Below are 15,631 nucleotides of genomic sequence, written 5' to 3'. Positions count from 1 at the left end.
CCCGGGTGGAGGTGCGGCACGGGCCGTGGGGCGGCGTGCTTCGGGCGTATTCTGCGCCTATGACCGAACATGTCACCGAACAGCTCGCGGAGATGCCCGGCGACTGGCAGCGGGCCCTGGCCGTCGTCGCCCACCCCGACGACCTGGAGTACGGCTGCGCGGCGGCGATCGCCGGGTGGACGGACCAGGGCAAGGAGGTGGTCTACCTGCTCGCGACCCGGGGCGAGGCGGGCATCGACTCCGTCGCGCCCGCCGTCGCCGCCCCGCTGCGCGAGCGGGAGCAGCGGGCGAGCGCGGCGGTCGTCGGCGTGTCCGCCGTGGAGTTCCTCGACCACCGGGACGGCGTCGTCGAGTACGGGACGGCGCTGCGCAAGGACATCGCGGCGGCCGTCCGCAGGCACCGGCCGGAGCTGGTCATCACCCTCAACCACCGGGACACCTGGGGCGGCACGGCGTGGAACACCCCCGACCACCGTGCCGTCGGCCGGGCGGCGCTCGACGCCGCGTCCGACGCGGGCAACCGCTGGATCTTCCCGGAGCTCGCGGCCGAGGAGGGGCTCCAGCCCTGGGACGGGGTCCGCTGGGTGGCGGTGGCCGGCTCGACGACGCCCACCCACGCCGTGGACGCGCGGCCCGGCCTCGACCGCTCGGTGCGCTCGCTGCTGGAGCACCGCGCCTACATCGAGGGCCTGACCGAGCAGGACCCGCAGGAGTACTGCCGTTCGTTCCTCACGTCCATGGCCGAGGCCACCGCGCCGCGGTTCGGCGGGCGTCCCGCGGTCGCCTTCGAGCTCTTCCCGCGCTGACGGCCGGGCGGGCGGCCCGCTGCCCGGGTGCGGGCCCGCGTGCGGGATCGACAACCGTGCTTGCCGTTCCGGCAAGGATGGCGTGACCATGGGCGCATGAACGACGAAGACGACGCGCGGCTCGACGCCGTACTGAACGAGGTGGGCCCCCGGCTCCGCCGGATCCGCCGCGAGCGGGGCGCCACCCTCGGCGCGCTCTCCGAGGCCACCGGGATCTCCGTGAGCACCCTGTCCCGGCTGGAGTCCGGCGGGCGCAGGCCGAGCCTGGAACTGCTGCTGCCCATCGCGAGGGCCCACCAGGTGCCGCTCGACGAACTGGTCGGCGCGCCGCCGGTGGGGGACCCGCGGGTGCGGTCCAAGCCGGTCGTGCGCGGCCACCGGACGCTGTACCCGCTCACCAGCCGCCCGGGCGGGCTCCAGGCGTACAAGGGGGTCTACCGGCCCACGTCCGAGCCGTGCGAGCAGCGCACCCACGAGGGCTACGAGTGGCTCTACGTGCTCTCCGGGCGGCTGCGGCTGCTGCTCGGGGACCACGACGTGGTGCTGACGGAGGGGGAGGCCGCCGAGTTCGACACCCGGGTGCCGCACTGGTTCGGCACGGCCGACGACGCGCCGGTGGAGTTTCTCAGCCTCTTCGGCCCCCAGGGCGAGCGGATGCACGTCAGGGCCCGCCCGGCGAAGGAGCGGTAGACGGGGTTGTGGTGCCCCCGGCGGGCCGGGGGCTTCACGGGGTGGCAAGCGACCGCTTAGTATGCGGAGCGCAGCACAGTACTGCCCGTACTGCCCTATGGCTGGTGGGAGGCCCCGAAATGCAGGCATGGCGAGTGCACCGCAACGGCGAGCCGAGCGAGGTGATGCAGCTCGACGAGGTGGACAGGCCGGTGCCCGGCGAGGGGCAGCAACTGCTGCGCGTGCGCGCCGCGAACATCAACTTCCCCGACGCGCTGCTGTGCCGCGGCCGGTACCAGGTCCGCCCGCCGCTGCCGTTCACCCCCGGCGTCGAGATCTGCGGCGAGACCGAGGACGGCCGCCGGGTGATCGCCAACCCCGCGCTGCCGCACGGCGGCCTCGCCGAGTACGTCGTCGCCGACAGCGCGGCGCTGCTGCCCGCGCCGGACGCCCTGGACGACGCGGAGGCGGCGGCCCTGCACATCGGCTACCAGACCGGCTGGTTCGGGCTGCACCGCAGGGCCGCCCTGAAGGAGGGCGAGACCCTCCTGGTGCACGCCGCCGCGGGCGGCGTCGGCAGCGCCGCCGTCCAGCTCGGCAAGGCCGCCGGAGCACGGGTCATCGGCGTCGTCGGCGGCCCCGAGAAGGCGGCCGTCGCCCGCGAACTCGGCTGCGACGTGGTCGTGGACCGCCGCTCCGAGGACATCGTCGCCGCGGTCAAGGAGGCCACCGGCGGCCGGGGCGCGGACGTGGTCTACGACCCGGTGGGCGGCGACGCCTACGCCAAGTCCGCCAAGTGCGTCGCCTTCGAGGGCCGCATCGTCGTGGTCGGCTTCGCCAGCGGCGACATCCCCGCGCCGGCGCTGAACCACGCGCTCGTCAAGAACTACTCGATCCTCGGCCTGCACTGGGGCCTGTACGCCCTCAAGGACCCGGCCTCCATCGGCCGCTGCCACCGCACCCTGACCGAGTACGCGGCCAAGGGCCTCATCAAGCCGCTGGTGAGCGAACGCGTCCCGTTCGCCGACGCGCCGTCCGCCGTCCAGCGGGTCGCCGACGGCACGACCACCGGCCGCCTCGTCGTCCTCCCGGCGGGCGCCCCCGCCGCACCGGCAGAAGGAGAAGCGCGATGACCGACGCCGCCGACCTGCGCACCCGCGTCGCGGACCTGCTCGCCGCCCATCCGCCGGCCACCACCGGGCGCGCCGAGTTCCTGCGCGCCCGCTTCGACGCCGGACTGGCCTGGGTCCACTACCCGCAGGCCCTCGGCGGCCTGGGCGCCCCGCGCTCCCTCCAGGCCGTCGTCGACGCCGAACTCGCCGCCGCCGGCGCCCCCGACAACGACCCCCGCCGCATCGGCATCGGCCTCGGCATGGCCGCGCCGACGCTGCTCCAGTACGGCTCCGACGAGGTCAGGAGCCGCTTCCTGCCCCCGCTGTGGGTGGGCGACGAGGTCTGGTGCCAGCTCTTCTCCGAGCCCGGCGCCGGCTCCGACCTCGCGGCCCTCGGCACCCGTGCCGTCCGCGACGGCGACGACTGGATCGTCAACGGCCAGAAGGTGTGGACCTCCAGCGCGCACGTCGCACGGTGGGCGATCCTCATCGCCCGCACCGACCCCGACCTCCCCAAGCACCGCGGCATCACCTACTTCGTCTGCGACATGACGGACCCGGGCGTCGAGGTCAGGCCACTGCGCCAGATCACCGGCGAGGCGGAGTTCAACGAGGTCTTCCTCACCGATGTGCGCATCCCCGACGCCCACCGGCTCGGCGCGGTGGGGGAGGGCTGGAAGGTCGCCCAGACCACGCTGATGAACGAGCGGGTCTCCATCGGCGGCAGCCGCATCCCGCGCGAGGGCGGCATGATCGGCCCCGTCTCCCGGACCTGGCGCGAACGCCCCGAGCTGCGCACCCACGACCTGCACCAGCGCCTGCTGACCCTCTGGGTCGAGGCCGAGGTCGCCCGCCTCGCGGGGGAGCGGCTGCGCCAGCAGCTCGTCGCCGGGCAGCCCGGCCCCGAGGGCAGCGCGATGAAGCTCGCGTTCGCCCGCCTCAACCAGGAGATCAGCGGCCTGGAGGTCGAACTCCTCGGCGAGGAGGGGCTGCTGTACGACGACTGGACGCTGCGCAGGCCCGAGCTGGTCGACTTCACCGGACGCGAGGCCGGCTACCGCTACCTGCGCTCCAAGGGCAACTCCATCGAGGGCGGCACCACCGAGGTGCTGCTCAACATCGTCGCCGAACGCGTCCTCGGGCTGCCCGCCGAACCGCGCAACGACAAGGACATCGCCTGGAAGGACCTCGCCCGATGACCGACCTGCTCTACACCGAGGACGAGAGCGACCTGCGGGCCGCCGTGCGCTCCCTGCTCACCGCCCGCGCCGACCCGGCCGCCCTCACCGGCGGACGGGCCGAGAGCGGCAGCCCCGTCGACGGGGCCCTCTGGCAGGCGCTCGCCACCGAGGTCGGCGCCGCCGGGCTGCTGGTGCCCGAGAAGCGGGGCGGCCAGGGGGCGAGCCACCGCGAGGCCGCCGTCGTCCTGGAGGAACTGGGCCGAGGCTGTGTGCCCGCCCCCTTCCTGACCAGCTCGGTCGTGGCGACGGCGGCCCTGCTGGCGCTGGGCGACGAGGCGGACGCCGCCGCCGCGCTCCTCGGCGACCTGGCCGCAGGGCGGCGCACCGCCGTGCTCGCGGTGCCGCTGTCCACGGCCCCCGACGGGCCGCTGCCGGCGGCCGGACGGGTCACCGGGGTCGCGGACGCCGCCGGAGCCGATGTGCTGCTGGTGCTCCGCGGCGACGGGCTGTACGCGGTGGACCGCGCGGACGCCGGGGTGGAGCCGCAGACCGCGCTCGACCTGACCCGGCCGCTCGCCGCCGTCACCGTGTCCGAGGGCACGGGCACGCTGCTGGCCGGCCGGGCGGACGGCGAGGCCGCGGTGCGCCGCGGACTGCTCACCGGCGCGGGGCTGCTCGCCTCCGAGCAGCTCGGCATCGCCGAGTGGTGCCTGGAGGAGACCGTCCGGCACACCCGGGAGCGCCACCAGTTCAACCGTCCCGTCGGCTCCTTCCAGGCCCTCAAGCACCGGATGGCCCAGCTGTGGCTGGAGGTCGTGTCGGCCCGGGCGGCCGCCCGGGCCGCCGCCGACGCCCTCGCCACCGGCAGCGGGGAGGCGGCGCTGCTGGCCGCCGTCGCCCAGGCGTACTGCTCCCGGGTGGCGGTGCACGCGGCCGAGGAGTGCGTCCAGTTGCACGGCGGCATCGGCATGACCTGGGAGCATCCCGCGCACCTCTACCTCAAGCGCGCCAAGGCCGACGAGATCGCCTACGGCACCCCCGGCCGGCACAAGGAGCGGCTGGCCGGGCTCGTCGGCCTCGACGCCCCGTAGCGGCGGGTGGGACGGACCGCCCGTCCCACCCGTAACACCCCCTGTTCCGGACCACCCTTTACGTGCTGTTTAATTGCCACCGGTTTGCAATAACGGCTGATCTTCAACAGGGGTGGGAGCATGACGGCCCGATCCATACGGACCGTGGCGCCGGTCGCCGCGCTGGTACTCGGCGCGGCGGCCTGCGCCAATCCGTCCGGCGGCACGGACGGGCAGGGCGCGGGCGACACCGCTGTCGTCGGCATCGCCTACGAGCCCGACACGCTGAGCCCGCTGCTCGGGTACGGCAAGGACGGCAACTCCAAGATCTTCGACGGACTGCTCGCCCACGACGCCGGCATGAAGCTGCGTCCGGCGCTCGCCGCCGAGCTCCCCGAGGTCAGCGCGGACGGCCTCACCTACACGTACAAGCTGCGCGAGGGCGTCGAGTTCAGCGACGGCGAGCCCTTCGACGCCGACGACGTCGTCTTCACCTACCGCACCATCCTGGACGAGAAGACGAACAACCCCTCCCGCACCGAGCTGGACGCCCTGAAGGACGTCGGCAAGGCGGGCGACGACACCGTCGTCTTCACCCTCAAGTACCCCTACGCGCCCTTCGCCCAGCGCACCGTCCTGCCGATCGCGCCCGAGCACGTCGCCGGCCGCCAGGACGTCAACACCGGCGCGTTCACCACCGAGCCGATCGGCACCGGCCCCTACGTCCTCACCGGCTGGTCCAAGGGCGAGAAGCTCAGCTTCAAGGCCAACCCCACCTACTGGGGCGGCGAGCCGGAGGTGAAGAAGTTCACCATGGCGATCATCAAGGACGACGACGTCCGCGCCACCCGGCTGCGCGCCGGCGACCTCGACGGCGCCATCCTGCCGCCGAACCTCGCCGAGGGCTTCGCGAAGGACGAGGGACGCAGGACCCACCGGGCCACCACCTACGACTACCGCACCGTCACCCTGCCGACCCCGAACAAGGTCGCCGGCGACACCGCGATCCGCCGCGCCCTCGACATCGCCGTCGACCGGCAGGTCATGGTCGACTCCATCCTCAACGGCGCCGGCAAGCCCGCCTACGGCCCCGTGCCCACCGGCAGCGAGTGGTTCGCCGCGGGCACCGAGCGCCGCCACGACCTCGCCGGGGCGAAGAAGATCCTCGACGAGGCCGGCTGGAAGCCCGGCAAGGACGGCATCCGCGTCAAGGACGGCGTCCGGGCCGCCTTCCCGCTCTGGTACCTCACCGGCGACAAGCTGCGCCAGGACCACGCCCTCGCCTACGCCTCCGACGCCCGCAAGGCCGGCATCGACATCACCACCCAGGCCGGCACCTGGGAGGTCATCGAGCCCCGCATGGAGCACGACGCGGTCCTCGCCGGCGGCGGCGCCCCCGGCGACCCCGACTTCGACCAGTACCTCCTGCTCAAGTCCGAACTCGCCGGCGACGGCTTCAACAACATGGGCTGGTACGACAACCCGGCCGTCGACAAGGCCCTGGAGGAGGGCCGGAAGTCCGGTGACAAGGCCACCCGCCTCACGGCCTACGAGACCGTGCAGCGCGAACTGGTGAAGAACCCCGGCTACACCTTCCTCACCCACATCGACCACGTGTACGTGCTCGCCGACAAGTGGGACGGCCTCGGCACCCAGATCGAGCCCCACGACCACGGCCTGGCCTCCGGCCCCTGGTGGAACATCGAGAAGTGGGCCCCCAAGGACGCCGGCAAGTGAAGCGGCGCCTTCCCTGGGGCGCGCTCGCACGGATGACGGGACGGCGGGCCCTGCTCGCCGTCCCCGTCCTCGGTGTCGTCACCTTCGGTGTGTTCGCGGTCGCCGCCGCCTCGCCGTTCGACCCCGTCAAGGCCTACACCGGCACCGCCGGGCTCACCGCCTCGCAGGAGAACCTCGACCAGATCCGCGCCAACCTCGGCGTCGACCAGCCGCTCGTCACCCGCTGGTGGGACTGGATCACCGGCGCGCTGCGGGGCGAGCTCGGCGACTCCTCGGTGATGCGGATGCCCGTCGCCGACGTCATCGGCGAACGCCTCGGCTGGTCCGTGCTGCTGGCCGTCACCGCCTTCGCCGTCGCCGTGCTGCTCGGCACCGCGCTCGGCGTGCTCGCCGCCCGCCGCCGCGGCGGACTGCTCGACCGGTGCGCCTGCTCGGCCGCCTACACCCTCGAAGCCGCCCCGGCGTTCTGGCTCGGCCTGCTCGCCATCTGGTTCTTCGCCCTCCAGCTCGGCGTGCTGCCCGCCGGCGGGCTCACCGACACCGCCAGCGACACCGTCACCTTCGACCAGGTCGCCCGCCATCTGGTGCTGCCCGCCGCCGTCCTCGGCGTCAGCCAGACACCGTGGTTCTTCCTCTACACCCGCCAGGGGGTCGGCGACGCGCTCGACGAGGACGCCGTACGCGGCGCCCGCGCCCGCGGCCTCGCCGAACGCACCGTCCTCACCGGCCACGCGCTGCGCGCCGGCATGCTGCCCATGCTCACGCTCATCGGCTCGCGCGTCCCCGAACTGATCACCGGAGCCCTGCTCGTGGAGACCGTCTTCAGCTGGCCCGGCATCGCCGCCGCGACCGTCCAGGCCGCCACCGCCGTCGACTTCCCGCTGCTCGCCGCGCTCACCGTGCTGGCGACCGCCGCCGTCCTGCTCGGCAACCTCCTCTCCGACCTGCTCTACGGGCTCGCCGACCCCCGGGTGGGCTTCGATGGCTGACCTCGCCTGGACCAGCCGCGGGCGCACCCGCCGCTCCACCCGCACCGTGCGGGTCACCGTCTCCTGGACGATCACCGCGGCCGTCGCCCTCGCCGTCCTCCTCGTCCCGCCGCTGGTCCAGCTCGACCAGCAGGCCGTGGACCTGTCGATGAAGCTCCGCCCGCCGTCCTTCGCCCACCCCTTCGGAACCGACGACGTCGGCCGCGACCTGCTGCTGCGCTGCGTCTACGGGCTGCGCGTCTCGCTGCTCGTCGGACTGGTCGCCGCGCTCGTCGCCACCGTCATCGGCACCGCCGTCGGCGCCGCGGCGGCCGCCCTCGGGGGCTGGACCGACCGGCTGCTGATGCGGCTCGTCGACACCTTCTCCTCGGTGCCGCACCTGCTGCTCGGCATCTTCATCGTGGCCCTGTTCCGCCCCGGCGTGTGGCCCGTCATCGTGTCCGTCGCCGTGACCCACTGGCTCTCCACGGCCCGCATCGTGCGCGCCGAGGTCCTCTCGCTGCGCTCCCGCCCCTACATCGACGCCGCCGTCAGCGGCGGCGCGAGCCGGTGGCGGGTCGCCGTCCGGCACCTGCTGCCCGGTGTGCTGCCCCAGGCCGGGCTGGCGGCGGTGCTGATGGTGCCGCACGCCATGTGGCACGAGTCCGCGCTCTCCTTCCTCGGCCTCGGCCTGCCCACCCACCAGGCCAGCCTGGGCAATCTGATCCAGAGCGCCCGCGGCTCGCTCCTCGCGGGCGACTGGTGGCCCACCCTCTTCCCCGGCCTGTTCCTCATCGTGCCCACCCTCGCCATCGCCGGCCTCGCCGGAGCCTGGCGCGAACGGATCAACCCCCGCCGCCGATCGGAGCTGATGCTGTGACCGCGACACCGGTGCTCTCCGTGCGGGGGCTGTCCGTGCGGTTCCGGATGCGCGGCGGCCGGCACGTCGCCGCCGTCACCGACGCCTCCTTCGACCTCGCGGCGGGCGAATGCCTCGCCCTCGTCGGCGAGAGCGGCTGCGGCAAGTCCGTCCTCGCCTCCGCCCTGCTCGGCCTGCTGCCCGGCAACGCGCAGACCGCCGGCTCGGCGGTCGTCGACGGCGTCGACGTGCTCACCGCGGGGGAGGGCACCCTCGCCCGCACCGTGCGCGGACGCCGCATCGGCCTCGTCCCGCAGAGCCCCGCCGCCCACCTCACCCCCGTGCGCACGGTCGGCTCCCAGCTCACCGAGACCGTGCGCGCCCTGACCGGCGCACGCGGCCGGGCCGCGGACAAGGCGGCCGGCGACGCCGCCGGCCGCGCGGCCTTCCCCGCGGACCACCTCGACCGCTACCCCCACGAACTCTCCGGCGGCCTCGCCCAGCGCGCGGCCACCGCGCTCGCCCTGGTCGGCGACGCGCCCCTGCTGCTCGCCGACGAACCCACCACCGGACTCGACCGCGACCTCGTCGAGCACACCGCCGCCGAACTGCGCCGCCACGCCGACCAGGGCCGCGCCCTGCTGCTGATCACCCACGACCTCGCGGCCGCCCGGCGCACCGCGGACCGGGTCGCCGTGATGTACGCCGGCCGCATCGTCGAGATCGCCGGCGCCGAGGACTTCTTCGACGGCCCCGGCCCCCGGCACCCGTACGCCAGGGGACTCCTCGACGCGCTCCCCGAACGCGGCTTCACCCCCGTCCCGGGCATGCCCCCCGAGCTCGGCGACCTGCCCGACGGCTGCGCCTTCGCCGCGCGCTGCCCCCGCGCCGACACCCGCTGCTCGGCCGTGCCGGCCCTCACCGGAGGCGTCGCCTGCCATCACGCCGAGGAGACCCAGCGTGTTTGAACTGGAGCGGATCACCGCCGGGTACGACCGGCGCCACCCCGTCGTACGGGACGTCTCGCTGAGCCTGGCGCCCGGCGAGTCCGTCGGGCTCCTCGGGCCCAGCGGCTGCGGCAAGTCCACGCTCGCCCGGGTCGCCGCCCTGCTCCACCGGCCCGACGCCGGCCGGGTCCGCGTCGACGGCCGCCCGGTGGTGGGCTGGCGCCACCGCGCCCCCCGGGAGCAGCGCACCGCCATCGGCGTCGTCTTCCAGCAGCCCCGCCTCGCGGCCGACCCCCGGCTCACCCTCCACGACCTGATCGCCGAACCGCTGCGGGCGACGGGCCGCCGCGACGAGGTGCCCGAGCGGGTGGCCCGCCTCGCCGGCGACGTGGGCCTCGGCGGCGAACTGCTGGGCCGCAGGCCCCACGAGGTCAGCGACGGCCAGCTCCAGCGCGCCTGCCTCGCCCGGGCGCTGACGCTCCGCCCGCGCTGGCTGGTCTGCGACGAGATGACCGCCATGCTGGACGCCTCCACCACGGCGGCCCTGGTCGCGGTGGTCGAGTCCTACCGCCGCGAGGAGGGCGCCGGCCTGCTCGCGGTCGGCCACGACCGCGTCCTGCTGGAGCGGTGGTGCGACCGGACGGCCGACTGGAACGAGATCACCGCGGCCCCCGCCCCCACCGAGGCGGCCACTCCGGGGGCGTGAACTCCGGGGGCGGGCCGGCGGGGCAGGGGCGGGGCCGCTGTCCCTGCGGCCGGGGTCACGCCCGCCGGGGTCGTGCCGCCGGTGCCCGTACGTGTCCGGGACCGCCGGCGGGCCCGACCGGCGCCCCCGCCGGTCAGCCGCGCGGCGACCGGCCTCGTGGCCCGGGCGATTCCGCCGCCGGGCGCCCCGGACCACCGGCGGCCACGCCCGCATGCCTCGCCGGACGCCGGTCGCGCGGCGGTCGGTGCCGCGCCCCGGCCTCAGGCACTCCCGGGAGGGAGACTCCGCGCCCGGTGACGATTGGCCGAACTCTTGCCGTGCGTCTGTCCGTTGAGGTCCGGCGCGCGGATACTCGCCGGTGTCCGGACTCACGCCGAGCCAGGAGGCACCGTGCCCACCAGTCGTCGCAGAGCCGTCACCACCATCGCCGCCGCGCTGGTGGGCGCCGTCGCCCTGACGGAGAAGGGCAGCGCGGACGGAGCGGCCCGTCCGCCGCAGGGGCCCGTGCCGCTGCGCCAGGCGCACGCCCACAACGACTACCTCCACCCGCGCCCCCTGCACGACGCCCTCGCGCACGGCTTCACCAGCGTCGAGGCCGATGTCTTCCTGGTCGACGGCGACCTGCTGGTCGCCCATGAGCCCGCCGGGCTCGACCCGTCCCGCACCCTGCGCTCGCTCTACCTCGACCCCCTCCTCGCCCGCGTCCGCGCCGGCCACGGCAGCGTCCACCCCGGACACCGCACGACGGTGCAGCTCCTCGTGGACATCAAGGCCGACGGCGTCGCCGCCTACCGCGAGCTCGACCGCCAACTGCGCGACTACCGGCGGATGCTGAGCAGCTGCACCGACGGACGGGTCCGCACGGGCGCCGTCACCCCGGTGGTCTCCGGCGACCGGACGGCCCGCCTCCCCATGGAGGCGCAGCGCAGGCGGTACGCCTTCTACGACGGCCGGCTCGACGACCTCGCCGCTCCCGTCCCCGCCCCCGCCTCCTTCGTCCCCCTGGTCTCGGCCAACTGGACGCAGAGCTTCGGCTGGCGCGGGGCCGGTGAATTCCCCGCCGCGGAACGCGAGAAGCTGCGTGCGATCGTGGCCACCGCCCACGCGCGGCGGCAGCGGATCCGCTTCTGGGCCACCCCCGACACGCCGGGACCGGAGCGCGACGCCCTGTGGACCGCACTCCTCGACGCCGGCGCCGACCACCTCAACACCGATGACCTGGTAGGTCTCGCGGCCTTCCTGCGCGCCCGGGGACGCTGAACGGACCCCACCCGTACGGCGGACACGCCAGTCGGCCGTACGGGGCCCGCGCTGCGCCAGACTGACCGCCGGACGCCGCACGAGCGGCACGCGGATGCCGCACGTCCCCGCGCGGCGAAGGAGGTTGGCGATGGCCATTTCGATCTCTGTGGTGCTGCTGCTGACGGTGCTGGCGGTGATCTTCCTGCGCAACGGCGGGCTGAAGCTCTCCCACGCGGTGGTCTGCGCCCTGCTGGGCTTCTTCCTCGCCGGCACCAGCATGGCGCCGACCATCCAGGACGGCATCGCCGCGACGGCCGGTGTCGTCGGAAGTCTCCAGCCCTGACCGGCCCTTGGCCCCGCGGCCGGCCGGCCTGCCCGCCCTCCCGGTCAGGCCAGGACGTCCCGACCCGGCCCGCCCGGTCAGACCAGGTGCGACCGGATCAGGAACCGCACCCCCTCCGGCGCCTCCAGCGAGAACCCGCTGCCCCGGCCCTCGACCACGTCCACGACGAGCCGGGTGTGCCGCCACAGGTCGTGCTGGCCGCGTGACATCCAGAACGGCACCGGCTCGTCCATCCCCTCCACCCGCAGTTCGGCGAGGAGCACATCGCTGTCCCCGGTGCGGAACTCGCCCGCCGGGTAGCACATCGGCGCGCTGCCGTCGCAACAGCCGCCGGACTGATGGAACATCAGCGGCCCGTGCACCGACGCCAGCCGGCTCAGCAGTCCGGCGGCGGCGTCGGTCAGCCGTACACTCGCGGTCTCGTCCATCCCCCGAGCACAGCACACGGCACGTTGCGGGCATGTTGCAGCCCGCCCGCGCGGCCGATATCCGGTGTCGCACGGCCGTTCCCCCAGGTGAGAATGCAGCATCTCGAACGGAGGAACCATGGGCCAGGCACACCTGACTCTCCACGAACTGCTGCCGGCGCACGAACTGGCGGACGCCCTCGACGCCGGGCACGTGACCCGCAAGGCGCACCCCGAACTGCCGCTGTCGATCTACACGTACACGCGCACCTGCCAGTACGAGCGGCGCTGGAACCGGGTCACCGTCCGCTGCCGCGGGCTGGTCGCCGACGACGCCACCGGCCGGATCGTCGCCCTGCCGCTGCCCAAGTTCTTCAACGCCGGGGAGCACGCGTCCGGTCAGCCGTACGCGCCGGCCCTGCCCGACGAGCCGTTCGAGGTGTACGACAAGGTCGACGGCTCGCTCGCCGTGGTCTTCCACTACGCGGACCGCTGGCACGCCGCCTCCAAGGGCTCCTTCACCAGCACCCAGGCCCGCTGGGCGCAGCGCCGGCTGGACGCCGGGGACACCTCCGCGCTGGAGCCCGGTGTCACCTACCTCGCCGAGATCCTGTACCCGGAGAACCGCATCGTCGTCGACAACACCCATCTGACGCCGCACATCCCCAAGCGGCTCAAGGCCGCCGTGGCGGGCCGGGCCGTGTTCGTGGTGCACGACCTCACGGACGTCGACGTGGAGGAATGCGTACGGCGCGACGCGGTGCGGGAGCGGCCGGTGGGGGAGGAGATCATCCGGCTGCTCGCGGACAAGCACCTCAAGTCCCGCAAGGGCGGCTGGCGTCTGACCGACGCGTGGTTCAACGACCGGCAGCCCGTGCTGCCCTACGTCGCGGACCCGGCGCTGCCCTCGGCCGTCATGTGCGACATCGACGGCACGCTCGCCCTGCGCGGCGACCGGGGCCCGTTCGACTTCTCCCGCTGCGACGAGGACACCCTCAACATCTCCGTGCGGCAGGCCCTCTCCTCGTTCCGCCGCGCGGACGGCGACGCCGTCGTGCTGCTCTCCGGCCGCAGCGAGGACCACCGGGAGATGACCGAGGCGTGGCTGCGGCGCCACGAGGTGCCGTACGACGAGCTGTGGATGCGCGCGGCGGACGACGGCAGGCGCGACGACGTCGTGAAGGCGGAGCTCTTCGACCGCCATGTCCGCCACCGCTTCGCGGTGCGGGTCTCGCTGGACGACCGCGACCGGGTCGTGGCCGTCTGGCGCCGGATGGGCCTGCCGACCTGGCAGGTCAACTACGGCGCGTTCTGAGGGAGGTGTCCGGGTGCCGGGCGGCGAACCGTCCGGCTCCCCCGTCCCCGCCTCCGGCGGTCCCGTACGGGGCGCGGGCCGGGTGTCCGGCCTGGCCGGACACCCGGGCCCTCCCGGTCAGTGACCCCCTCGACCGAGCCCGCCGGTCCGATGGCGACGGAGGCGAGGGTGAAGCCGGCGACACCGACGAGGTGGTACGTGCGGCGCCCGAAGCGGTCGCCGAGCCTGCCGCCCGGGATGAGGGAGGCCGCGAGCGCCGGCGGGCAGGAGTCGGTCACTCACTGGAGGTCCGCGGTCGACGCCCCGAGCGAGCGGCCGATCTCGGGGTTCGCCATCGCCATGACCGAGGCGTCGAGCTGGACCATGACGAGCCCGAAGGAGACCGCGAGCAGGGTCGGCCACGGATTGGCCCGCCTGCCGCCCGCGGGTGGGGCCGGCGGGGTGGCAGCGGGCTGGGGGAGCTGATCCACGCTGGTGGACGGCATGAGGGCGCCTTGTCCTTCTAGGGGGTGCTGCGAGGGTGAGGGCGGTCACGGCACAGGGGTGTCCCGCGGAGGCGGGTCCGGGGGCGGCCCCGGCCACGGGTGTGTGCGTCTGCACACACTGCCTGGTCGCGGGCGATGTGGGCGCCCTGGAGGCGCCTGACCGGGCGGATGTGACGAGGACCGCTTGGAAGATCAAAACACCGTGGGGTTAGCATATGAGCGCCGCCTAGCTCGAAAGATAAATACGTGACTGTCAACGACGACTCGTTCACCAACTGGATGCACCGCGAGGAGATCGCGGAGTCGATGATCCCGATCATCGGGAAGCTGCACCGCGAGCAGGACGTCACGGTCCTGCTGCACAGCCGCTCCCTGGTGAACAAGTCGGTGGTCAGCATCCTCAAGACCCACCGGTTCGCCCGGCAGATCGCCGGCGAGGAGCTCTCGATCACCGAGACGTTCCCGTTCCTCCAGGCGCTGACGACGCTCGACCTCGGTCCGTCCCAGATCGACCTCGGCCTGCTCGCCGAGGCCTACCGCGCCGACGACCGCGGCCTGTCGGTGGCGGAGTTCACCGCCGAGGCCGTCGCCGGCGCCACCGGTGACAACAAGATCGAGCGTCGTGAGGGACGTGACGTCGTCCTCTACGGCTTCGGCCGCATCGGCCGCCTGGTCGCGCGGCTGCTCATCGAGAAGGCGGGCTCCGGCAACGGTCTGCGCCTGCGCGCCATCGTCGTCCGCCGCGGCGGCGACCAGGACATCGTCAAGCGCGCCTCGCTGCTGCGCCGCGACTCGATCCACGGCCAGTTCCAGGGCACGATCACGGTCGACGAGGCCACCAGCACGATCAGCGCCAACGGCAACGAGATCAAGGTCATCTACGCGAACGACCCGTCCGAGGTCGACTACACGGCGTACGGCATCGACAACGCCATCCTCATCGACAACACGGGCAAGTGGCGCGACCGCGAGGGCCTGTCCGCGCACCTGCGCCCCGGCATCGACAAGGTCGTCCTGACCGCGCCCGGCAAGGGCGACGTGCCCAACATCGTGCACGGGGTGAACCACGGCGACATCAAGCCGGACGAGCGGATCCTGTCCTGCGCGTCCTGCACCACCAACGCGATCGTCCCGCCGCTGAAGGCGATGAACGACGAGTACGGTGTGCTGCGCGGTCACGTGGAGACCGTCCACTCGTTCACCAACGACCAGAACCTGCTGGACAACTACCACAAGGCCGACCGCCGCGGCCGCAGCGCGCCGCTCAACATGGTCATCACCGAGACCGGCGCCGCCTCCGCCGTCGCCAAGGCGCTGCCCGAGCTCAAGGCCCCCATCACCGGCAGCTCCATCCGCGTGCCCGTGCCGGACGTGTCGATCGCGATCCTCAGCCTGCGCCTGGGCCGCGAGACCACCCGCGACGAGGTCCTGGAGTACCTCCGCGACGTCTCGCTCCACTCGTCGCTCAAGCGACAGATCGACTTCACCACCGCCCCGGACGCGGTCTCCATGGACTTCGTGGGCTCCCGCCACGCCTCCATCGTGGACGCCGGCGCGACCAAGGTCGACGGCGACAACGCGATCCTCTACCTCTGGTACGACAACGAGTTCGGCTACTCGTGCCAGGTCATCCGGGTCGTGCAGCACGTCTCCGGCGTGGAGTACCCGACCTTCCCGGCTCCGGCCGTCTGATCGTCTCCGGGCCCGCACGGGGCGGTGTCCGGCACCGGTACGGTGCCGGACACCGCCCCGTCCCGTCTCCCCGCACCGCGCGACCGCGGCCC

The 15,631-nt window shown here is 73.9% G+C and carries 15 protein-coding genes and 1 pseudogene; 14 read left to right on the top strand and 2 right to left on the bottom strand.

Annotated features, from left to right (window positions below; translation table 11 throughout):
* Window positions 1-59: 59 nt before the first annotated feature.
* From JE024_RS03330 to JE024_RS03275, 12 genes are all read left to right on the top strand, one after another.
* Window positions 60-806 (top strand): PIG-L deacetylase family protein, encoded by a 747-nt coding sequence (locus JE024_RS03330; RefSeq protein ID WP_205372120.1) that lies wholly within the window; start codon window positions 60-62, stop codon window positions 804-806.
* 96 nt (window positions 807-902) lie between these two features.
* Entirely contained in the window at window positions 903-1,496 is a 594-nt protein-coding gene (locus tag JE024_RS03325) for a helix-turn-helix transcriptional regulator (RefSeq protein WP_205372119.1), read from the top strand.
* Between the two features lie 119 nt (window positions 1,497-1,615).
* A complete protein-coding gene (locus tag JE024_RS03320) occupies window positions 1,616-2,608 on the top strand; it encodes an NADPH:quinone oxidoreductase family protein (protein ID WP_205372118.1) in 993 nt (330 codons plus the stop codon).
* Window positions 2,605-3,786, top strand: coding sequence for an acyl-CoA dehydrogenase family protein (locus JE024_RS03315; protein ID WP_205372117.1), 1,182 nt, complete (start codon window positions 2,605-2,607; stop codon window positions 3,784-3,786). Before JE024_RS03320 ends, JE024_RS03315 begins: the two co-directional genes overlap by 4 nt.
* Window positions 3,783-4,859 (top strand): acyl-CoA dehydrogenase family protein, encoded by a 1,077-nt coding sequence (locus JE024_RS03310; RefSeq protein ID WP_205372116.1) that lies wholly within the window; start codon window positions 3,783-3,785, stop codon window positions 4,857-4,859. Before JE024_RS03315 ends, JE024_RS03310 begins: the two co-directional genes overlap by 4 nt.
* A gap of 120 nt (window positions 4,860-4,979) precedes the next feature.
* Entirely contained in the window at window positions 4,980-6,575 is a 1,596-nt protein-coding gene (locus tag JE024_RS03305; protein ID WP_205372115.1) for an ABC transporter substrate-binding protein, read from the top strand.
* Window positions 6,576-6,607: 32 nt separating this feature from the next.
* On the top strand, window positions 6,608-7,564 hold the full coding sequence (locus JE024_RS03300; protein ID WP_205376351.1) for an ABC transporter permease: 957 nt from the start codon (window positions 6,608-6,610) through the stop codon (window positions 7,562-7,564).
* Window positions 7,557-8,423 carry an ABC transporter permease gene (locus JE024_RS03295; RefSeq protein WP_205372114.1) on the top strand — a complete coding sequence of 289 codons (867 nt, stop codon included), beginning with the start codon at window positions 7,557-7,559 and terminating at the stop codon, window positions 8,421-8,423. Before JE024_RS03300 ends, JE024_RS03295 begins: the two co-directional genes overlap by 8 nt.
* A 47-nt stretch (window positions 8,424-8,470) precedes the next feature.
* Window positions 8,471-9,370, top strand: a complete 900-nt coding sequence (locus JE024_RS03290; protein ID WP_205376350.1) for an ABC transporter ATP-binding protein — start codon at window positions 8,471-8,473, stop codon at window positions 9,368-9,370.
* Window positions 9,363-10,055 carry an ABC transporter ATP-binding protein gene (locus JE024_RS03285; protein WP_205372113.1) on the top strand — a complete coding sequence of 231 codons (693 nt, stop codon included), beginning with the start codon at window positions 9,363-9,365 and terminating at the stop codon, window positions 10,053-10,055. Before JE024_RS03290 ends, JE024_RS03285 begins: the two co-directional genes overlap by 8 nt.
* 390 nt (window positions 10,056-10,445) lie before the next feature.
* Complete coding sequence (locus tag JE024_RS03280; protein WP_205372112.1) at window positions 10,446-11,315, top strand: phosphatidylinositol-specific phospholipase C/glycerophosphodiester phosphodiesterase family protein; 870 nt, start codon at window positions 10,446-10,448, stop codon at window positions 11,313-11,315.
* Window positions 11,316-11,445: 130 nt separating this feature from the next.
* Window positions 11,446-11,640, top strand: coding sequence for a hypothetical protein (locus JE024_RS03275; RefSeq protein ID WP_187743870.1), 195 nt, complete (start codon window positions 11,446-11,448; stop codon window positions 11,638-11,640).
* Window positions 11,641-11,717: 77 nt separating this feature from the next.
* Here JE024_RS03275 and JE024_RS03270 read toward each other — a convergent pair whose 3' ends face one another.
* Entirely contained in the window at window positions 11,718-12,068 is a 351-nt protein-coding gene (locus JE024_RS03270; protein ID WP_205372111.1) for a DUF779 domain-containing protein, read from the bottom strand.
* A gap of 118 nt (window positions 12,069-12,186) precedes the next feature.
* Between JE024_RS03270 and JE024_RS40855 the strand changes: the two genes are divergently transcribed.
* On the top strand, window positions 12,187-13,362 hold the full coding sequence (locus tag JE024_RS40855) for a phosphatase domain-containing protein (RefSeq protein WP_244882567.1): 1,176 nt from the start codon (window positions 12,187-12,189) through the stop codon (window positions 13,360-13,362).
* Window positions 13,363-13,484: 122 nt separating this feature from the next.
* On the opposite strand, the pseudogene JE024_RS03255 reads toward JE024_RS40855, so the two are convergent.
* Window positions 13,485-13,847: pseudogene (locus tag JE024_RS03255) on the bottom strand (MFS transporter); the annotation flags it as partial.
* A 246-nt stretch (window positions 13,848-14,093) separates the two neighbouring features.
* On the opposite strand from JE024_RS03255, the gene JE024_RS03250 reads away from it, so the two are divergent.
* Window positions 14,094-15,539 (top strand): glyceraldehyde-3-phosphate dehydrogenase, encoded by a 1,446-nt coding sequence (locus JE024_RS03250; protein WP_205372110.1) that lies wholly within the window; start codon window positions 14,094-14,096, stop codon window positions 15,537-15,539.
* Window positions 15,540-15,631: the final 92 nt, after the last annotated feature.

This window comes from Streptomyces zhihengii, assembly GCF_016919245.1.
GTDB classification, from domain to species: domain Bacteria; phylum Actinomycetota; class Actinomycetes; order Streptomycetales; family Streptomycetaceae; genus Streptomyces; species Streptomyces zhihengii.
Note: the sequence above shows the minus strand (reverse complement) of the source record. Positions and strands in the feature narration are given on the sequence as shown.